The 19,789-nt window shown below is 62.8% G+C and carries 21 protein-coding genes, 1 pseudogene and 1 other annotated feature; of the genes and pseudogenes, 7 read left to right on the top strand and 15 right to left on the bottom strand.

The features are described 5' to 3' along the window. Positions 1 to 4: 4 nt before the first annotated feature. The 3 genes from RCP80_RS06385 to RCP80_RS06375 form a co-directional block, all read right to left on the bottom strand. On the bottom strand, positions 5 to 487 hold the full coding sequence (locus tag RCP80_RS06385; RefSeq protein ID WP_308481533.1) for a hypothetical protein: 483 nt from the start codon (positions 485 to 487) through the stop codon (positions 5 to 7). Positions 488 to 926: 439 nt separating this feature from the next. Further along, complete coding sequence (locus RCP80_RS06380) at positions 927 to 1,154, bottom strand: hypothetical protein (protein ID WP_308481532.1); 228 nt, start codon at positions 1,152 to 1,154, stop codon at positions 927 to 929. 29 nt (positions 1,155 to 1,183) lie between these two features. Then, positions 1,184 to 2,347, bottom strand: a complete 1,164-nt coding sequence (locus tag RCP80_RS06375) for a hypothetical protein (RefSeq protein ID WP_308481531.1) — start codon at positions 2,345 to 2,347, stop codon at positions 1,184 to 1,186. A 225-nt stretch (positions 2,348 to 2,572) separates the two neighbouring features. Between RCP80_RS06375 and RCP80_RS06370 the strand changes: the two genes are divergently transcribed. The 6 genes and pseudogenes from RCP80_RS06370 (at position 2,573) to RCP80_RS06345 (ending at position 9,066) form a co-directional block, all read left to right on the top strand. Beyond that, positions 2,573 to 2,845 (top strand): helix-turn-helix domain-containing protein, encoded by a 273-nt coding sequence (locus tag RCP80_RS06370; RefSeq protein ID WP_308481530.1) that lies wholly within the window; start codon positions 2,573 to 2,575, stop codon positions 2,843 to 2,845. 211 nt (positions 2,846 to 3,056) lie between these two features. Further along, positions 3,057 to 3,920 (top strand): hypothetical protein, encoded by an 864-nt coding sequence (locus RCP80_RS06365; protein ID WP_308481529.1) that lies wholly within the window; start codon positions 3,057 to 3,059, stop codon positions 3,918 to 3,920. 81 nt (positions 3,921 to 4,001) lie between these two features. After that, positions 4,002 to 5,510: pseudogene (locus RCP80_RS06360) on the top strand (AAA family ATPase); the annotation flags it as partial. A gap of 62 nt (positions 5,511 to 5,572) precedes the next feature. Beyond that, a protein-coding gene (locus RCP80_RS06355; protein ID WP_308481227.1) for an IS3 family transposase occupies positions 5,573 to 6,834 on the top strand; the annotation gives its coding sequence in 2 pieces (ribosomal slippage) (positions 5,573 to 5,876 and positions 5,876 to 6,834; 1,263 coding nt in all). Then, positions 5,872 to 6,003: a sequence feature (AL1L pseudoknot), on the top strand. Its footprint overlaps the gene before it by 132 nt. 149 nt (positions 6,835 to 6,983) lie before the next feature. Continuing rightward, positions 6,984 to 7,559 (top strand): hypothetical protein, encoded by a 576-nt coding sequence (locus RCP80_RS06350; RefSeq protein WP_308481528.1) that lies wholly within the window; start codon positions 6,984 to 6,986, stop codon positions 7,557 to 7,559. Positions 7,560 to 7,794: 235 nt separating this feature from the next. Continuing rightward, entirely contained in the window at positions 7,795 to 9,066 is a 1,272-nt protein-coding gene (locus RCP80_RS06345; protein WP_308481527.1) for a hypothetical protein, read from the top strand. 131 nt (positions 9,067 to 9,197) lie between these two features. Here RCP80_RS06345 and RCP80_RS06340 read toward each other — a convergent pair whose 3' ends face one another. Together RCP80_RS06340 and RCP80_RS06335 are read right to left on the bottom strand one after the other, a co-directional pair. Further along, positions 9,198 to 10,181, bottom strand: a complete 984-nt coding sequence (locus RCP80_RS06340) for a hypothetical protein (protein ID WP_308481526.1) — start codon at positions 10,179 to 10,181, stop codon at positions 9,198 to 9,200. Beyond that, the gene (locus RCP80_RS06335; protein WP_308481525.1) at positions 10,181 to 11,461 is read right to left on the bottom strand and encodes a tyrosine-type recombinase/integrase; all 1,281 of its coding nucleotides are present in this window, start codon (positions 11,459 to 11,461) and stop codon (positions 10,181 to 10,183) included. Before RCP80_RS06335 ends, RCP80_RS06340 begins: the two co-directional genes overlap by 1 nt. A 265-nt stretch (positions 11,462 to 11,726) precedes the next feature. Here RCP80_RS06335 and RCP80_RS06330 point away from each other — a divergent pair, with 265 nt between their 5' ends. Then, entirely contained in the window at positions 11,727 to 12,587 is an 861-nt protein-coding gene (locus RCP80_RS06330; RefSeq protein ID WP_308481524.1) for a hypothetical protein, read from the top strand. On the opposite strand, the gene RCP80_RS06325 is transcribed toward RCP80_RS06330, so the two are convergent. The 10 genes from RCP80_RS06325 to RCP80_RS06280 all read right to left on the bottom strand — a co-directional run bounded on the left by RCP80_RS06325 (position 12,584) and on the right by RCP80_RS06280 (position 19,738). Next, positions 12,584 to 13,708: a DUF4238 domain-containing protein gene (locus RCP80_RS06325; protein WP_308481523.1), complete on the bottom strand. Its 1,125-nt coding sequence runs from the start codon at positions 13,706 to 13,708 to the stop codon at positions 12,584 to 12,586. The genes RCP80_RS06330 and RCP80_RS06325 overlap by 4 nt on opposite strands. Positions 13,709 to 13,719: 11 nt before the next feature. Further along, complete coding sequence (locus RCP80_RS06320) at positions 13,720 to 14,154, bottom strand: hypothetical protein (protein WP_308481522.1); 435 nt, start codon at positions 14,152 to 14,154, stop codon at positions 13,720 to 13,722. Positions 14,155 to 14,199: 45 nt separating this feature from the next. After that, the gene (locus RCP80_RS06315) at positions 14,200 to 15,714 is read right to left on the bottom strand and encodes a terminase large subunit domain-containing protein (protein ID WP_308481521.1); all 1,515 of its coding nucleotides are present in this window, start codon (positions 15,712 to 15,714) and stop codon (positions 14,200 to 14,202) included. Beyond that, the gene (locus RCP80_RS06310; protein ID WP_308481520.1) at positions 15,711 to 16,031 is read right to left on the bottom strand and encodes a hypothetical protein; all 321 of its coding nucleotides are present in this window, start codon (positions 16,029 to 16,031) and stop codon (positions 15,711 to 15,713) included. Before RCP80_RS06310 ends, RCP80_RS06315 begins: the two co-directional genes overlap by 4 nt. A 33-nt stretch (positions 16,032 to 16,064) precedes the next feature. Next, a complete protein-coding gene (locus RCP80_RS06305; protein WP_308481519.1) occupies positions 16,065 to 16,643 on the bottom strand; it encodes a hypothetical protein in 579 nt (192 codons plus the stop codon). 76 nt (positions 16,644 to 16,719) lie between these two features. Further along, entirely contained in the window at positions 16,720 to 16,950 is a 231-nt protein-coding gene (locus tag RCP80_RS06300; protein ID WP_308481518.1) for a hypothetical protein, read from the bottom strand. Positions 16,951 to 16,982: 32 nt separating this feature from the next. Beyond that, positions 16,983 to 17,600: a hypothetical protein gene (locus RCP80_RS06295; protein WP_308481517.1), complete on the bottom strand. Its 618-nt coding sequence runs from the start codon at positions 17,598 to 17,600 to the stop codon at positions 16,983 to 16,985. Between the two features lie 116 nt (positions 17,601 to 17,716). Next, a complete protein-coding gene (locus RCP80_RS06290; protein ID WP_308481516.1) occupies positions 17,717 to 17,953 on the bottom strand; it encodes a hypothetical protein in 237 nt (78 codons plus the stop codon). Positions 17,954 to 18,095: 142 nt separating this feature from the next. Next, positions 18,096 to 18,527, bottom strand: a complete 432-nt coding sequence (locus RCP80_RS06285) for a nuclear transport factor 2 family protein (RefSeq protein WP_308481515.1) — start codon at positions 18,525 to 18,527, stop codon at positions 18,096 to 18,098. Further along, a complete protein-coding gene (locus RCP80_RS06280; protein ID WP_308482726.1) occupies positions 18,524 to 19,738 on the bottom strand; it encodes a cytochrome P450 in 1,215 nt (404 codons plus the stop codon). The genes RCP80_RS06285 and RCP80_RS06280 overlap by 4 nt, the downstream gene beginning before the upstream one ends. Between the last annotated feature and the right edge of the window lie 51 nt (positions 19,739 to 19,789).

Below are 19,789 nucleotides of genomic sequence, written 5' to 3'. Positions count from 1 at the left end.
GCGGCTACTGCGGCAGTATGCCCAACCCGTCCCAGTCGTCTTTCCACTGGGATATGCGCTTCACCGGGATCGCGTGGTGTGTGCTGCTGTCGGTCTTCGCTCGGTGCCCTCCGTGCAGGTCCAGATACTTCTGGTGGTTCGTGAAGATGTCGTTTTCCATCCACCAGCCGGGAACGACGTAATACTCGGGGTCGGCCTTACGCAGATCAACGAAGATCCAGAATCGAGTCACGTCGCTCGGTTCCGTCTGCTTTTTACCGTGCTTGGTACTGGTCTGCCACGTGCCGGCCGTTTTCGTTTTCACCTGAATGCTGATAACCCGCTCGTGGTTGACGTCGCTGGCAAGCAAGTCGATGCCCTTCATGTTCCCCGAGAACGTCACCGCGTAGCCGCCGCGCCGATGTATCTCGGCTGCGACGAAATTTTCACCCGCATAGCCCACTTGTTGGTTAGTCAGCTTTGGTTGCTTGAACTGCACATCCGCCATGTGCCGAACACTACGACGAGGTTGCCAGCGATGAACCTAGTAAGCGCTAGCGATGCGTCTGCCCGCCGTCATGCCGACGTAATACTCAGCGCGGCGCTTGCGTGTGCGCAACTTCGCACCCGCCGAGAATCCGTAATACTCGCGGCCTGGACCAACGCGACCGAGCTTCACTGTGGTCCCCACCGACCCGCGCACGTAGCGAGGACGACGGCGGTTGATCTTCTTCCCGACGCGCTTGGCGCGCGAGCTGCCGGTGGGAGCGAACCGCCCTTTTCGGTCACGCTTGTAAGTGCGTCGTTTCGCCATGCGCTCAGTGCTTCCGCTTGCGCCGCGTGCGGCTCGCTGCGGCCTTACCGACCTTGCTCGATCCTTTCGCCCTCGCCTGACGGGCGAATTTCGCTCTTGCGGCCTTCTGGTTTTTCGTAGCCATAGTTGCCTCTCAGTCGGCCAACTTGATCGACGGCCCGTCTGGCCTGCCCACGGTCCCCCGGTTGACTTTGACGCGAGCCTCGCCGGTCGTGATGGGGTTGTAGTGGCGCGGCTGGCCTGCGTCACCGCTCAACTCGCCGGGACCAACCCGCCGAGGCTCGCCGCGCATCGCCGCGTCAAGGCCGACCGCCAGCGCATCAGGCACGACGGGCCTGGGATCGCGCTCGGCGTCAGCCATCGCTGATTCAACCCATGGCGGTAGCGCGGTCATCGGTGCGTCACGAACGTGGGGGCGGTGTAGTTGGCGTTCGTGGTGACCTGACACACCGCAGCAGCGCCACGACGACGCACGCCGGTTCCGAATCCGCGCGTGGCGAAGCTTTCAACCAGGGGCACGCCCTGCCAGTTACCCGGCATAAGCCGCAAACCCTGTTGCGAACCGTCGGGCCACTCACGGAATCCCACGACATTGCGGTCAGAATTCGGCCCGTACGTCGCTACGACGGCGATGTAACCGCTTGGCACATAATCGGATTGAATCACCAGAGCTTCGCCGTAAGAACCGAGTACGGGGATGTCGTAGATCGATCCGGCGACCGGCTCACCGATCAACTCGCCGCCGTCACCACTCAGGTAAGGCGGCTGCGACTCGCTCGGAATGAAATCCCACTTGGCCTTCGGAACATCATCGAGAGTTTCCGCGCCTTCGGGCGGGCGGCTGGGCTGATTGGCTCGCCAGCTCATTACGTGTTCTGCTTCGTCGGGGTTGCACAGCAGAAGCAACGTCGCGCCGGTCTCCTTACTGAAACCTTTGCGCGTCACCAATCGAATCAGCTGCTCGGCGTCGCCTGCATCGACCTGCTCGGTTCCCGAAGTGACGTAGTGAGTTTCTTCTGTCGGGAACTGACGACCCAGATACGGCGGGGGACCCGGCGCAACACCGTCGTAGAGGTCATAGACGGTGAACCCTTCGGGATTCTTTCGGCGAGTCTTGCCGAAGACCGCTTTGAGGATTTCGCCGGTGCAAAGCGTGGTGTCGCCGGTCAAAATGTTATCCATGATCGCGCGTACCTGACGCACGTCGGCACCGCGAAGGAACAAACGCGTCAACCGCGTTGAAATATCGTAATCGGTGAACTGGTACCCGAGCATCAACGAATCACCAGGCGCACCAGCAGCTTGCGGGACGCCGATCTCTGTGGCTTGTTCGAACAGCGCCGGGGTGATGTTCTGCGGCACGGCTTCGCCAGCGTTAGTGGTGCGGAACGCCAACAGGTCCGTGAGCTTCTTGCGGTCCTTGTTCCAAATATCAAGGACCTCAGAGAATTCGGTCCAGACGGCCATGAGGTCGGTGCCGTCGCGCAGCGTGGAAAGAACAGGCGCGATCTCGCCAGTTGTGACGATGCCATATTGGCCGTTCGGTGCCGTCATCGTTCTGCCTCAATTCGGTGCTGCCTTGCGCTCGATTCTACGCTCCGTTACGCACGAATCACGTTGGTGTAGACGGGATGTCGGGCCAATGTCGGCCAAGTCGCGCACATAGCGTAGGGCCGTTATTGTGCTATTCTGGAAACCAACAGCGGAGGTTTCTAAGCACCTCGGGGTCTGGTCGGACTCCATCAGCAGTGTTCAATCAACTGATGAAAGGTGCTCCGCATGTCTCGCACATCGCCCACGTTGCCGCGCAGCGATTCCCAACGGAGTCAGGTTGGGTCAACTACCCGGCCTGAGCGTGTTGATTCTGCTTCTGAATTGATTTCCACGAAGCAGGCGGCGAATCGTTTGAAAATCTCTCCGAACACTTTGCGCAAGTATGTTGCGCTCGGATTGATCCCCGCGCACCAGGTCGGGTTGCGATTGCTCAAGTTCGATCCGAACGACGTTGACAGGCTCGTGCGGAGAATCGACAACCGCACGGCCAGCGCATGACAACGATTCGCGGTGTCACCGACTCGCAGGCGCGAGCGAGACAGTCGCGCGCTCGTCGTGAGCTTGCGGCGATAACACGCGAAGACGCCGAACGAATCGAGAGGGTTTGCGGTGCGATTCGCGACTTACCCGGCATGAGTGACGAATTCAAAGCTCGGATCGCACACACGATCATCGACCATCCGGTTCACCTGTTTGGGAGTGAAGCGCCGTGACCGCACGCAGAATGACTTGGGAGCAATACCTTGCCGAGACGGCAGCAGACCGCGAACGCAACGCGGCGATGCGCAACCGCAAGCGCCCCACGCTCGAAGAAATCGCGGAGCGCCTGACTAACGCGCCGCGTGCAGCCGACTCCGAGGGCAATTCGCTGCCCATTGGCGGCAAACCGAGAACCACTCGGCAGGTGTGGGAGGCAGCAGAATCACTTGAGCGCCTGCTGAATTCACCAGTTGATACGAAACTGCCGCCCGAAACCGAGCGAGCGGTCTCACAAATTCTGGCATCCTGGTCGGCTGCCGAGTCTTTGGACGCACCCGAAGGCGAACCATGGGAGCCAATCGTAGCGAAAGCCGTTGCGAGCCACGATTGGTATTTCGGTAGCGCGCCTGATCGCGAGCGTATCGACGTTGGTGAGTTGCTACCGCGAGACGTTGAGGAATACGAACGCCGCTTCGCTGCGCCTGATCGGTGTCGTGGATTCGAGACCGACAATCTGCCGCAGACCCACGACGCTCACAGCCGTTACGGCGAGCTACTTGTCCCTGGCATCGAACTCGATGCGGCTGTGGTGATTTCAACGTCACGCCCAGGACACCGATGGCCGCTGCGCGGTGCGCAAACGCTGCAAGACGTGATCGACGTCGTTGAGGCCGACAAGCACTGCGATTTCGCCTACGGATGCTGCACGCGCACAAACAAGCCAACGATCTTCAACGTCTTCCCATTTGCGCACGGCGACCTCATCGTCATCGCTCACGTGTGCCGCGAATGCTGGCAACAGTGGGTCGACGAAACGGTGCCCGAACCGCCTGAGGAAACGATCTACGAGACCGACGTCGAAGAACAAGCCTAAATCGAACCAAACGGCGAAGCCCCGGTGACGAAGGGTCGAATCACCGGGGCGTAGCCCGCCACAGACGAAAGCAAGCTAGCAATGACTCTACTCGCCGCCAACGACAAAAGCGGTCGACACTTGCCGACCATCCCCGACGTTGGCGGTCTGTCGCTGGTCGATGCGGCACTGGCGTTCGCCGCTGAGGGTATCTACTTGTTGTTGGTCAAATCGGGCAAGCACCCCGGCAGCCACGCCGGGAAGGGTTGGCCCGCCAAATCGACATGCGACCCCCAGACAATCACCGCGTGGTGTGCGGCCAACCCCGATTCGGGAATCGCAATCCATACCGGGCGAAGCGGCCTAGTGGTTTTCGACCACGACGCGGACGTGATCGCCGAAGAGCTGACATGGCTCAAGACGGGAGTATTTCAGTCGACGCGCGGCGGTCGCGGTGCGCGCGGGCACTACGTGTTCGCCAGTTCCGACACGTTCACCAGCGGCGCGCTGCGCACGGCAGACGGCACCCGAGTCGGTGAAATCCGGTCCGGCAACACGGTCATCATCACCCAACCCTCACCGCATGCCAAAGCCGATGAAGGCGGCGAATACCGCTGGATCACAACGGGCGTCGTGCCAGAGCTGCCCGATGAGGCTTATGCCTACCTGACCGCCAAGGCCGGTCGCAGTGAGCGGGTCGCGCTGCAATCCAACGCCGACGCTGAAGCGTATTGGGCCGCGCACCGCGGCGAACCGCAGCCTTGGCGGCGAAGATCACTGCGCGACTCCTACGCCAAATGCGTTGCACACGGCGAACGTCACCACGACGCCATGATGAAAGTTCTTTTCTGGGCGGCGCGCGAAGTCGAAGCCGGTTTCATCGCTGCGACGGTATTCGATGACCTCTACGACGATTGGTCACAAAGCTTCGGTGAAAACGATCGCACCCCACCAGCGGGCGAATTTCCGGCGATGGTTCGCACCGCTGTCGCGCAGGCGCAAGCTTGCGACTCAGATGAGCTGCGCAACCGGGGAAACCGCGACTTCGGCACCGATCACCGCGATTATGTTGGCGTGTTCGACGGGTTGGAGTTCGTCGTGGAAACCGGGCAAAAGGCGTCGGACGATTCGAACGGGAAGCCGGTGAAACGTGGCGACGAGACTGCGACATCGGCCACGGTGTGTTTGGCCAATGTGACTCCGGCGCCGCTGCGGTGGCTGTGGAAAGCATGGCTGCCGCTGGGCAAAGTGTCGATTCTCGAAGGTGATTCCGATGTGGGTAAGTCGACGGTGACGCTGGCGTGGGCGTCGATTGTGTCGAATGGCTCCCGTTGGCCAGTAACGGTGTTCGATGGTAAATCGCTTGTTTCTCAGCACGATCCGGCAGGCGTTGTGCTAGTCGGTGTGGAAGACGCAAACGACGACACGGTAGTGCCGCGACTGATCGCAGCCGGCGCCGATCTGAGGCGGGTTCACGCGTTGAATCGACCTATCGATGACGACGGCAATCCGAAACCCTTCACGATCCCAGACGACATCGATTGGTTGCGCCGGGCCATCGTTGAAGTTGAGGCGCGTCTTGTCATTATTGATCCGATAACCGCATGCCTGCCGGAAAATGAATCGCCCTGGAAATGCTGGAGGCTCCTGACCTTGGAAACGAGGATGCAGGTATACCGAAAGAACAGTCGCCTGGGAAGCCCACGACACGCCGTTACAGTGCTGAGGAGAAGGCTGCCGCGGTGCGGATGGTCCGCACGCTGCGAGAAGAGTTGGGGACCGAGCAGGGCACGGTGGCGCGGGTCGCTCGCCAGCTCGGGTACGGCATCGAGTCGGTGCGATCTTGGGTGCGTCAGGCCGACATCGACGACGGACATGCACCTGGGGTATCTACCTCCGAGTCTCAGCGGGTCAAGGATCTCGAGCAGGAGATTCGAGAACTCAAGCGTGCCAACGAGATCCTGAAACGAGCGGCGAGTTTCTTCGGGGCGGAGCTCGACCGCCAACACAAGAAATAGTCGATTTCATCGACGCCCAACGGGGCGAGTTCGGGGTCGAGCCCATCTGCACCGTCCTGCGTAGCGCAGGTCTGCAGGTGGCCCCGAGCACCTATTACGACGTCAAAACCCGCCCCCTGTCGGCGCGAGCGCAGCGCGATGCGGTCCTGGGGCCGGCGCTGCATCAACTCTGGAAGGACAACTACTGCGTCTACGGCGCCCACAAACTCTGGAAAACCGCCCGGCGTGCTGGTCACGACGTCGGCCGCGATCAGGTGGCCCGGCTGATGCGGGCCGCAGGCATCGAAGGAGTCCGGCGCGGCAAACGTATCCGCACCACCAAACCTGATCCGACGGCGGCCCGGCATCCGGATCTGGTCAAGCGCAAGTTCACCGCGATCGCCCCGAATCAGCTCTGGGTGACCGATCTGACGTTCGTGCCGACCTGGGCCGGGGTCGCGTATGTGTGCTTCATCGTCGATGCCTACTCACGGATGATCGTGGGCTGGCGAGTAGCCTCGCATATGCGCACTTCGACGGTGCTCGATGCAATCGAAATGGCGCGGTGGTCACGCGGAAACACGCTGCCACACTTGGTATGTCACTCCGATGCCGGGTCTCAGTTCACGTCCATTCGCTATGGAGAGCGTCTGGCAGAGATCGGCGCGGTGCCCTCAATCGGAACCGTTGGCGATAGCTTCGATAACGCCCTCGCGGAGACGGTGAACGGCTACTACAAGGCCGAGTTGATCTACGGACCGGCCCGCACCGGGCCGTGGAAGACCGTCGAGGATGTCGAGCTTGCCACCCTCAGCTGGGTGTACTGGCACAACACGAGCCGACTCCACAGCTACCTCGACGACCTACCTCCGACGGAGTTCGAAGCCGCGTTCTACGATGCATCACGGACCGACCAAGCCCTGGTCGGAATCCAATAGCTCGAGCCTCCAGCAAATCCAGGGCGATTCAAAACACCAAGCACGGCATCGATTCATCGATCCGGCGCATTCTGATGTGTCTAGTCGATCTGGCTCGCGAAACCGATTCGGCAATCGTGTTGATCCGTCACTTCAACAAGGCCGCTGGGATGAGCGCCAAGCATCGCGGCGGGGGATCGGTGGCTTACAGCGCGTTGGTTCGTTCGGTGCTGTCAGCGGGAAAATTGATGGAGCCGACTGCCGACGGTGCGACGTTCGCCATCGCACGGGCCATTGGCAATCTATCCAAACCGCCGGAAACGATCACATACCGGCTCGACGACGCGCCGGAGCTTCCGAGCCTGCCCACACCCGAAGATGAGGAACTACGGGTGTCAGTGGTGAAGTGGTGCGGTACAACGGAGTTGACCGCCGATCAGCTCATCGGCGCCGATGGCGCCAAGGTCAGTGATGCACGCAAGAACGCGCCCATGCGCGATGACGCCGAATCGGCTTTACAACAAGTGCTTGCCGGTGGGCCGATGAAAATGACCGAGGCCGTCGCCGAAACGATGCGTATAGCGGGATGCTCGAAAGCAACCGCGAAATCGGCCGCGAAGAAGCTCGGAATCGTCAAAGACTCTGTATACGGCTCGAACGGAAAAATCGACCACTGGACGTGGAGGCTTCCACCCACCGTCATCCCGACAAACACAACAGGAGGATCGAAACAAAATGCCCACTGAATCGCAGTCCGCAAGGCTGCGGGCGCTCTACCGCCGAAAAGGGGTGTGACCAGTCTACAAACCAATGGCTACTGCCTCTGACAACTAGTGGTCTCTAGTGTCTTCTGGCTCTCGCTCTAGGAACTACTAGAGATCACTAGAACCTACTAGAGACCGTAGATATGTGAGGTATGCGCGCACGCGCGCATAGGCATCAACCCCCAACAGTGAGTGTATGAACCGAGATGGAACAGCGATGAATGAGACCGACGCGACCTATGAGCATCCGAACCCTTCAACACGGCCGGTCAAGTACTCGTTTGGCTGGTGGGAGGCCCGTAACAACGTCGGGCGCTGTAAGGCGCACCGAAAGAATGGCGACCGTTGCAGGCGCCCGCATGATCCCGGCGCGGTGGTGTGCGGTCATCACGGAGCACGCGCACCCGCTGTTCGCAATGCAGCACGTGTGAGGCTCGCCAACGCTGCTGACCGGATGGCGAAGGAATTGCTTCGCATGGCGACCGACGACAATGTTTCCGACTCAGTGAAGCTGGCGGCAATTCGGGATGCGCTCGACCGGGGTGGTTTGGGAGCCAAGACCGAAATCGAACTCAGCGCCAAGCCGTACGAACAGCTTTTGGACAACATGCCAAAGTTGCAAGGCGGCAGCCGCGCCGAGTGGCGTCGCGCCCACGGCATCGCAGACGATTCCGATAAAACCCCACCCGCCCTGGCGGCTGCCAACACTGACGAGCCGGTCGACGTCGAGATCGTCTCTGAGAGCGATCAACAGAGCGACGCCCACCCGCTGACACCAGAGGATGACGATTGGCAGCCAGACGAAGCCACCGGGCCAGGAATCGACGGCTACGACGATCAGCCCCCGCATGATCCCGGCGCGGTGGTGTGCGGTCATCACGGAGCACGCGCACCCGCTGTTCGCAATGCAGCACGTGTGAGGCTCGCCAACGCTGCTGACCGGATGGCGAAGGAATTGCTTCGCATGGCGACCGACGACAATGTTTCCGACTCAGTGAAGCTGGCGGCAATTCGGGATGCGCTCGACCGGGGTGGTTTGGGAGCCAAGACCGAAATCGAACTCAGCGCCAAGCCGTACGAACAGCTTTTGGACAACATGCCAAAGTTGCAAGGCGGCAGCCGCGCCGAGTGGCGTCGCGCCCACGGCATCGCAGACGATTCCGATAAAACCCCACCCGCCCTGGCGGCTGCCAACACTGACGAGCCGGTCGACGTCGAGATCGTCTCTGAGAGCGATCAACAGAGCGACGCCCACCCGCTGACACCAGAGGATGACGATTGGCAGCCAGACGAAGCCACCGGGCCAGGAATCGACGGCTACGACGATCAGCCGAACCCGTTCGGCGAGAGCGACCCACCGCCTGACGGCTTGCTTCCGCTCGATGAGGCGGTGATCCGTGCCGCTCGCATAAATAACCTGGGCACCGCTGGGCATGCGAGACTGCACCGATCGCAGCGGGCGTTGCCACGTGGTCTCTCCGGTCGGTAACCCGGCAGGGTCAAAAACTGCCGGGAATCGCCTGTTTTTGCAGGTCAGGGACTTCTGACACGGATATACAACAATACCTCAGCGATCACCCAAACTTGGCTGCACCGAATAAGGCTGTGTAGCAACGTCTTTCATTGCACCGGGTAAAGCGTGGCCCATTGCTCGATTGTCGGTTGCAGCGAGTCCGGATAGAGAAGCGGCCTGTCGGTTTCGGCGTGCCAGTTCTGCGCCTGCGCCTCAAACAGCGCCACGGCGCACTCAGCCATGGAAACCGCGACGTTGACGCCCTCCACGATCATGCGAGACAAGTCAACTTCGCCGTTCGGCATGTAGTCCAGCGGCCACTTGAGACCGTGAACAATGGCCGAACTCACGTTATAGAACGACGCCGCAACGTATTCGAACCCGAAGGCCCCTCGACCGTAGGGGCCTGAGTCATGAATCGGCGGGTGCTGGTCAAGCCAACGGGCGGCCGCTGCAACAACATTGCTCTTACCCAGCACCTTGGCTGTCGGAGTCTCCTGCTTGCCTCTTTCCAACATCGCCACGCGCTCATCGAACAGCCGAATGTGTTCGAGCAACTTCTGGTACTCCACCGGTTGATTCCTGCCGGGCCCGAGTTCATGCCACTTACGCGCCGCGCTCTGATACTTCCTTTGCTCGTCGAGCTCCGACGCGGTGAAGCGCACGCTGAGGCTTCGTCTTATCTCCCGGTCAGTGCTCATCACCAGCCATATGGTGGTCGCTGCCGATTCGGTTGCCATGCGGCTCAGCGTCAGCAGAGACGATGCGTGACTATCACCGGAGCCCTTCTTGTCTTCGGAATCGATTCTGCCAGCGATTAATTCGCCAATCGCGGTGATGCCGTCAGTTGCGTTCATGATCGGGAATACCGCTGTCCCGCTCACCATGTCGCCCGCGTAGTCGGTCATGAAACCCGCGTCATCAAGGGCCAGACTGCCACCGGAATCGACCAGATATCGCTTGACACCCATCCCCCACGGTCGCAGCTCTGCGCCGCGTTTCGCTTTCGCTTCGGTGCGATTGACTATCTCCAAGGTCTGGGCTCGATTCATCAGAGCTGCTAGAAATTCCATCGGGTCGGGTTGGTTCATCAGGCCGACCCACTCCCCACAGTGGCCGCAGAAAGGGTTTCCGCTCTCAGTGCCGACAGAGCGTCGGCAACCGCAATGTCACGCCCCGACACCTGCTGTTGATAGATCAGGCTGGCCTTGTGCGTCGTGTGTCGCAACCGAGCCATTGTCTCGACCAGGTTGCCGACCTGAGCCGTCATCGTGCCTGCGAAGTGTCGCAGATCGTGCACGCGCATATCTTCGCGGCCAGTCGCAACTAGCGCCGGTTCGAATACGTCTTTGGCAGACACGCGATCATTGACATGGCAGCCACCGCGCGCCGGAGTAAAGAGCAACGAATCCCCGCTCTTATCAACATATTTCGCCAAGTGCTCTTTAATGTCGGCTCGAATATGTGGAGGAATCACCACCTTGGCAGGCTTGCCGTCTTTGGGCGTGTCGATTCGGCACCATTGCCCATCATCGCCGCGTCGATGTGTCACAGCACGCGCTACCGTGACCACCGAGCAGTCGGCATCGAAATCCTTGCGGCGCAATTCGGACACTTCGCCATACCGCAGGCCGCACCAGGCCGAAAGCAATACCAGCGCACGGAAGCGGGCATTTTTGGTGTCGCTGCCGAGCCTGTCGGCGATGGCCTCAAGTTCGGGAATCGTGGGCACGACGGCCTGGCGCTTCGTTTTCGGATTCATCGCCCGTTCGATCATGCACGGATTGCGCTCGATCAACCCGTCACGCACGGCGGTATTGCAGACCATGTTCAGAAGCGCGTAGGCGTGCGCGTTGCGCGTCGGGTGGGTGCTGCCAAGGCCAGAAAACCACGAACGCACCAAAGCGGGCATGAGATCCCGAACGGCGTATCGGCCAAGCTTGGGTTCGATGGAATTGGTCAACGACGCTTCGTAGCCGATTCGCGTTCGGGCTTTGAGGTTGCGTTCACCGATGACCGTCTTGGCGTATTGCGCGACCGTGAGCGCTACCGCTTTGGTTTCCTCGCTGATTACTTCTGGCGGTTTCCACGACGCCAGCCCTTCGTCGCTGGCCGCGCAGCGGTCGATCCGGTCCTTTTCTATGTTGAGCCAACGTTCGGCCATCATTTTCGATTCGAAGGTCACCGGGGCGAAGTGCCGCCGCAGACCGGGACCGACGTACGACGCCTGATAGCGCGCTGATTTCGTCGGCTGCTTGCGGATTGATCCCCACTCGCGCGGGTTTTTCTTACCGGCCATTACCAGCCCATCCCCTCTGCAATCGCAAGGCAAATCCGTTTGAATCCTGCGGCCCATCAAGTTGGCCAGCATGTTTGCGACTACCCAACGATGGTTCAACGATGCCGACCATTCTACCCCGCGCCTGATGCGCGAAGTGAGCGAACATCGAGACCGTTAAATCCGTTGGGCTGCAACGTTATCGCAGGTCATGGGGCATATTTGCTAGAAACCGGGCGGCACTTTCGAATCCTGCCGGGGGCACCATGTAGATGCAGGTATCCGGGTGAGCCGGGCTATATCCGGGCTATAGCAAGTGGTCCTCTCGTCGGACGGTCGCCCTACTCTGGTCGTTACGATGACCGGCGTCCTAGACCTATCCGATTCCCGCGCTCGCATCACTGAGGCCAAGGGCCAGTGCGGCGAGTTGATGAACGTGTTCATGGGTTGGATGGAGAACGGCGGCATCGGCGTCCGGACTGTTCGCCACCCGCAGTTCGCGATGTACCTCTGGGAAGTCGCAGTCACCTCCGAACCTGCGAGGAACCTCCCCCTGATGGCCGGGCAGATCGTCAACAACGTCCGGTCCGCGCTCGAATACGTTGCCTTTCAGTGCTATCTGGCTGCAGGGGGCACCCCTGACGGCAAGCAGGCAGAGAGGGTGGCGTTCCCCATCGTCAACACTGCCGACCCCTGGGACTCGGTGGTCGAGAAGAAGGTGCCCGGCGTCTGGCCGGAGGCCGCCGATCTCATGAAGGCCGCGCAGCCTTTCTCCCAGACGGGCGAGAATGTCAACGCTCTCCCGACATTGCGAGGTCTGGGCGGCACCGACAAGCACCGCAACCTAGTCCTGTGTGCGGCTGCGGCGTTTTCGGCCAACGCCGTCTGGCCCTCGGGCACGGGCATCGGCGTTGACATCTGGCTAGATCGAGCACCTGGCGACATCGACAAAGGGCCAGTCGTCACGATCAAACCCGGTACATCAGTCAAGGTGGCGCGAGTGTCCGTCTACCCCGACGGAGTGCCGCACGACGACGCCGTGATGCTCTGGTCGTCAGGTATCAATTTCGAGCAGCCAGCTCCGCCCAATGTGGACTTCTCCTTCCGAGCCAATAACGGTTCCGAGATCAGCTTGTTCGCCGTGGGCGATCTGATCGACCACGTGGCGGCGATCGTTGAGACCTTCGCCGACCTGCAGGGGCCAGCTGCGCCCGGCTAGGCGAGCGGGAATATCTCGGGAGCAGGAGAGTGCAGGCCCTGAGCGCACAACGCGACATCTGGCTTGTCGGCATAGGCCTCCGACATCTTCACCACACACCCAGGAGGAGCGACGTACTCGCCCTGCGGACTGCGATCAGAGCATCGGAGGCGGACCTGGGTGCGGCGTCGGAACAGCTTGCCAGTCGGTAGCCGGTCGCGCTGCGCCTCGCTGGCGAAGATCATGCGCTCGCGGCCCTGCTCAACGGCATCTCGCACGATTCCGACGAGTTCGCCGGTGGCCTCGCGGATAACAGCCTTTTCGCCGACATCGTTTCTGCTCAGTGCTACCACGCGACGCGGGCTCACGGGCCAAACGATGTACGCGGCGTCCATGATTCCCGGTCGCTCATTCCGCACGAAGGGAATTAGCACCGGCGCGTCGCACGTCATAAACCGCGCCTTCGGATCGTCCCAGACCTCGATCTGCCGTTTGATGAGGACGTCGGCGCCACCCCACATAGCCCTGAACAGCATCTCGGTATGGATGCCAGCTGCCTGATGCGGGTTCTGATCGTCGTCGGCGATCGACCGGAACTCGGGGCTTTGAGCCGCCATCCACACGCTGTACTGGGTTTGAACGCGCCTCTGCTGAAGAGTCCGCATCCGCTGCACCGCCATTGTGATGCCCAGGCCCAAGAGGTCATCGAAATTCAGGGTTTCCGGGTCTTCGAGGTCATCAAATAGCCGCTGAACTCGCCCAAGTTCCGCATCTACGACACCGAACAGCTTCTCGACTCGATTGTGCGGCGCGCCATCCGGTCCGATCACCCTGTAGAAGTTCTCGTTCACGCAGACATCCCTGGTGCCGAGCGGCTTGACCAATCCCGTCACCGTGTCGAGCGTCCACACCCGCCGACCGTCGAAAGACCATTTGCGCAGGTACGCCTGAGGGACGTAGTGGTGTCGACGGCTCTCCGTGTCAGGCACCCGCTGCTGGGCCAAGAGTCTGTCCATGTAGGCGCGGGCGGCATCGGTCAGGTAGCGTCCACCGCCCGTGTGCGGAACCTGCCCCCACGGATTTCGGACGACCTTCGTCACCCGCCACCCGCTGATGTCGCCCAACTCTTCCTGGATGGTCATTCGCTAATGGTCTATCCCGTCATTAGGTTGCCGCCCGCGCCGCTGAGCGCGCCGATGGCCACCTGTTGGAGTGCGCCGGTGAGCCACAGCCCGATCTTCTTGGCGCGGCTGCGTTCCTCCTCGGGGCGCGACTCGTCGGCGGCAACGGCCTCGAACGCCTCGATCAACCTCTGTAACTGCATCTCAGGTGACGGCCATTGCCCCGCGACCCGCAACGCCTCGCCGGTCGGCTCGCCAACGAAGACGATCTCACCCCCGAAGCTGCCGGTCGCCTCCTCGAAGTACGGCTCGCGGTAGAGCGCCCGTAGGGCGCGCTGCACGGTCTCCTTATCGAACCCGGTGGCTTTCTCGATCGCGCTTGCGCGCAGGCGTCGACCACTCTCCTCGTACAATTCGACCGCTGCCTTAAGGACGGGAAGGTCTCGCGACTCCCAGGTTTCTGCCATGAGCGCGAGTATGTCCGAGACCCCCGACAACGACGGGCGAGTCAGCTACCCGCCGACGCGGCGGCGCAGGTACTCGGGAATCGACGTGATCGACTGGTTGCGCATCCGCCGCTCGGTGTCGAGCGGTGACGAGAAGCCCCACTGCTGACCGATCGAGTGGACCAACACGTCGTGGGCCACGACGAGTGCGGCGAGGCTGTCGGGCTGGTGCTGTCCGGCCTGCCATGTGACCGCCGACTGTTCGAGGTCGGGCAGGTGTCCCGCGATGCGGGTGGTGCCGGTCTCCAAGCCCTGCAGCAGCGCCGCCGACCGTGCCAGTGCATCGCCGCCGCCGCGCCCGCTGCCCTTGGGAGGCCAGGTGGTGACCCTGATCGGGTGCGGCGTCGCGGTCCGGCGAATGGCGTCCTTCACCACGCGCTGGTAGGTCTCGCGGGCGGCAAAGCCTTCAACGGCGATCTCCGACGCCCCGACGTCGACCGCCAAATCGACAGCGGCCCTGGCCCATTGATCACTCGTCATCGGCGCGGAGACGTCGGCGATCACCGCCACCACGCCCTCGCGGGTCAGCGACGCCGCTACGATGCCACAGGCGTCACCGGAGCCGGAGTCAGCCGGGTCGACGCCGACGACGGTCTTGGTCGGGGCGGTCGGCGCTGCGGGCAGCCGCCACTGATCGAGCCAGTCGCGCTTGATCAATCCGCCCTCGGGCGCGGCGGGCACCCCCTGATACAGGGAGTACCACGCCCGCTCGCCGACGCTGCGCCGAATCGCCGCGAACTCTGCAGCGGTGTACCCGAGCGCCGAGGTCATCACCACGCCGGGAGCGCGGCCCAGTGCGTCGGGAATACCCGCCTCCGCGACGGCGGGAATGTTCACATGCGTCCAGACGTCGGGTTCGTCGCGCAGCAGAGTGCCCGCGAGATCATCGGGATGCCACCGGGTCATCACAAGCACCACGGAGCCACCGGGATGCACGCGAGACATCAAGGTAGACCGGAATTCGTTGATCACCCGGCGACGGTGGGCGGCGGAGTCGGCCTCGGAGGCGTCCTTCACCGGGTCATCCACCAGCAGGAGGTCTGCACCGAACCCTGTTGCACCGGAGTTGATGCCGCCTGCCAGCAAGCCTCCGGCGTGCCCGTCGACACGCCAGCGACCGACCGCCGTCTTGTCCGCCGACAGCCGGTAACCGAGCAGGTCGGCGTGCTCGGCGATCATCGCCCGCGCTTCGCGGCTGTGATCCTGGGCCAGTTCGTCGCTGTAGGACGCGAGGATGATCTGAGCATTCGGGTTGTGCCGCAGCGCGTCGACCACGCCCACCCTCGACACCAGCACGCTCTTGCCGGTGCGCGGCGGGGTGGTGATTACATAGCGCCGCCCCGGCTGGCCGATCGCGTCGCTGATGACGTCGGAGATCAACTCGATGGCGGGGGTGATGCGGTAGTTGCGCACGATGCGCCGTGCCAGTTCAGCAGGGCTGCTGGGCTTTTGCCGGCCTCGACTGGCCCTCTGAACGCGGACGGCGGCGAGCCGGGTCTGGTCAGCGGTCGCGGCGGTCATGCGGCGGTCCTCCGTTGCTTGGGGTCGAGACCGGCGTGCTCGGCGGTCCAGAGATCGGCGCGCACCCACGGGTGCCCGCAGCGGTCGCAGCGGTACTCACAGATCAGCCGCCGACCGCCATGCCACGTCACCGACGTCGGCTCCGTGAGCGCGGCCAGCCGAACCCGGCTGTTGGCCTGGTCGCCGAGCGGGTTGCAGTGCGGGCAGTAGTCGGGCAGGAAGTCAATGCAGCGGCTGCCCGGCTGGCGTTCGATGGTGGTCACGGTCGTCTCCTCGGTGGTGTCATTGGTCGGTCGATCGAGTGGCCAGGTCACCACGCCGCCGAGGCTCGGCGCGGTGATCGGTTGGAGTCAGGCGGCGATCGGCGGCACGCGTCGCAATCCGGCACGCAGGCTGGCGAGTTGACTGCTGCCGGGTCCACCGCTGTCGGTGATGCCCAACGCCTTGCACACGTCGTCGTGGGTCGCCTCGCCGTCGACATGGATCTTCTTGGCGAGGTTGATCACGGCGGGCCAGGCGCGTTCCAGCAGGGGCGGCACCGTCCGCCGCGCCTCCGCCGAGGTGTTGCCGTAGCTGTACACGTCCGCCGACGCGGCAGCCGCACAGATCGCCCGGTGGTCGCCATGGCCGCTGCCCCGTATCAGGGCGAACAGCGTGCGCTGGGTGGGATGACGACCGTCGAGCCACCGCGCCTCGCCAAACGGTCCCGCATAGGCGATCGCAGGCGAACTGCTGGCCGGTACCTCCTCGAACGTCGTCAACCCATCGACGCCCCACACCCGGCTGTTGGTTAGCACCGCCGACCGGATACGGCCACCGAGCAGAGCCCCGGCGACGGCGTGAGAACTCTCGTGCACGGCGATGCGCAGGCCCATCTGTTCGCGTGCGGTGAGGTCCGCCCATCTCAGCGGGCGGCGGGACTTAGTCATCTGATGGCCTTCCTTCACATTGCTTCCCATTACTTCTCATCTCTTTGGCGGGACGTCGGGGCGATCGGCACATAGCTCAGATCACCGCCCCGACGCCCACCTTCGAGACGCGAGGAGAGTCGTTGTGGTTTAACCGCTTCGAGAGCAGTCGTTCGCGGGCTTTGCGGTCGCGGGCGTCGGCACGCGCTGCAGCCGCTTCCAGGTGGCGGTCGATGCACGCCGAGCAGGTGTAACCCCAGACGTCACCCTTGTACAGCCAGCACGGCCCGTTGCAGGACCGGCAACGCGGGCTGTAATAGTCGGTCATCAGAAGTCCTGTCTCTCTGACGGATTGGTGTCTCAAACCTCGACACCTAGCGCGGCGAGTTCGTCGCGAGGATCGGACTTGGCGCTTGGTGCGGCCGTCTGCTTCTCGGCGGCAGCATTGAGCGCACGCTCCAGCGACAGCGCGGCCCGGTCGACGGTCTCGCGCAGCAGCCGGTCCAGCCGGTCGGAGCGCGACGGCTGACCGCCCAGCGGAGGAGCGCCGGGTGGAAAGGCCTTGGCCAGCAGGTCGCTCAGCGCCGCGTCGACCGGCTCGACCATCTCGATGAGCGCCGCCGCCCAGCTGCCATCGGCGATCATCTCGTCAGTGATCTCCGGCAGGGCCGGGCGCGGGGCGAGGTCGATCAACGTCGTCATCGCGTACCGACGCTTGCCCTCGTCATGGGCAAGATGCGCGGTGCGGCGGCGAGCATCGCGCTCCGCCACCCAGCCGGTCGCCGTGCCCGCCGCCTCATGCGCCGCGTCGGCGTAGGCCAGCACCTGCCGCCGCAGCTGCAGCGGCATGGACTGGGCGGCGGCGCGGGCGGCGAAAGGCGCGGCGACCTCGGCGATCTCGCGGCGTAGCGACCAGTCGCCATCGTTCACGGTCGGCATGTGGGCACGGCGACGGCGGCGAATATCGGCCTGCTTCATGGCGAGTCGTCCTCTCGACGGGCGATGCGGCTTGGGAGTAGTGGGCGGCGTCATCCGACTGGGCCGGATCGGCGTCGGTGTCTTGGGGGTCGACAAGGGCTTGCCGCGCATCGCGATCATGCGGGCACCGCCGTGCGGAGTCGGGCAGCGAGCGCGTCGGCGTGCGCAGGGTTGAGCGCGTCGACCTCGGCGTCGATCACCCGGCGGCACCGCCAATAGCTCAGCGCCGCACGGCAAGCGGTCACGGCGGGGTCATCGTTGCCGCGACCGCGAGCGAGGTACGCGGCCAGCCGCCCCGACCACTGCGCCGGGGTCAGCGCGGTCGGATCGGCGAGAACGATCGTGCTCTGCATAGCACCGACAATAGAGGGCAGCGGTGCAGCGACGCAGGAGGCCAAGGTGGCGAAATCTGTTGCAGGATAGCCAGATAACCCGTCACTGTCGGGTAAGTACTGACGAATCAGGGCACGTACTTGAACTGATCAGGTCATCTGGTCACGTGTTGGCGTGCTGAACGTCGGTGATGAGGTGAACCAGCGTCAGTGACGCAATCCTCCATGCACCCGCTTGGCGCACCCAGCGTTCGTAGTAGTGCCCGTAGCCGGTGACCGACGTGCCGTTGTCGAACACGGCCCGGTCTTGCACTGCCCAAATCACCCGCGCCTCTTCTCCGTTGAGGTCGATCTCGGGTGTGTGGACTTGGTGAGCGGTCCTTGCGCCCGCGACCAGGGATCGCAGCATCGTCAGCGTTTCGTCGCGTCCGAGGGTCATGTGAGGCTCGGATTCACTGTCACTCATGCCAAATTCGATGCCTTCGGTCATCAGCGCGGCTAACGCGGCCCAATCCAGGGTGTCGAGAGCGCGGCAGTACTTGGCCTTCGCTTGGGACAGTTCGCAATACGCGATGATCTCTGCCTGATCGGTCATGAGACCACCAATTCCAGGCGTTCGAGTCGGCGGACCAGGATGCTAGGCAGCCATTGCCCTACGTCGGCGGCGCGAATCCACTCGGTCTGCTCAAGCAGCATCCGCAATACGATCTGAGCCTCCAGGCGTGCCAGTGCGGCCCCGACGCAGAAGTGTGCACCCTTGCCGAAGGTGATGTGCCCTTTTGCGCCGCTGCGGTCGAGCCGAAACTCGTTGGGTCTGTCGAACTGCTGGGGGTCGCGGTTTGCGGCTCCCCACATCAACAGCAGGCGGGAATCGGCGGGCACATCGACCCCGGCCAGCGTGGTGTCTCTGACTACGTGGCGGTAGTGACCGCGAAACGGCGACTCATAGCGCAACGTCTCCTCGATGAACGCACCCAGCAGTTCGGGATGGGCACGGACCTGTTCTTGAATGTCGCTATGGCTCACCAGAATCCACGCGGCACTACCCAGCAAGGAGGCAGTGGATTCGCCTGCTGCGCTGAACAATGTGAGCATGATCGCCATCGCTGGGAGTTGCTCCAACTCACCGGATGCGTAGCGGGCAGCAAGGTCGCCAATGAGTCCCGGGCCAGGACTTTCACTGGCCTTCGCGAAGTGCTCCATCACGTACCCGGACAGCTCCATTGCAGCCATGCCTGCGGCTTCGAGTTGGGCCGGGTTCACGACGCCGTCGAGCAGGGTGGTGGTGGCGTAGCCCAGTCGGATCAGCTTGTCGACATCTTCGTCTGGTAACCCCAGCAAGCGGGCGACCACCATCATCGGGAGCCGATTGGCCATGGCGCTCATCCATTCGATCTGCCCGTCGGCCAACCCCTCCGACCAAAGCCGCCGAGCAGTGTCTTGAGCAAACTCTTCGATGACATTTACTCGCCTGGCGGACAGGTGGGGCAACAGCAGCTTGCGATGCGCGTCGTGCACCGGGTCGTCCGCTGTGGCCAGCGCGTTCTGAGGCCCACCAAGAGGCCCCATGTCGAACGGGGTAACGGTCCCATCGTCGTGATACACCATCGTCGCGGTCAGGTTCGACGAGAAGTCCTCGACGCGGTTGACGACCTCCATCACGGCGTCCCAGCCGCACACGGCGTAGAAGACGGAGTCACCGATGCGGTGCACCGGTGCTTGGTGGCGCATCCGGTCATAGAGCGGGTAGGGGTCCTGTAGGGCGTCGGTTCCGAAGAAGTCTTTCGCGTCCGCCAAGAGGGTCATGCGCTCAGGGTTGAACGCGGTGTACACCTGCGTCAACGGTGCACGGCGAAC

The organism is Mycolicibacterium sp. MU0053, from assembly GCF_963378095.1.
Classification (GTDB): Bacteria; Actinomycetota; Actinomycetes; order Mycobacteriales; family Mycobacteriaceae; genus Mycobacterium; species Mycobacterium burgundiense.
The sequence above is the reverse complement of the archived record's forward strand: the minus strand, read 5'-3'. Positions and strand labels throughout refer to the sequence as shown.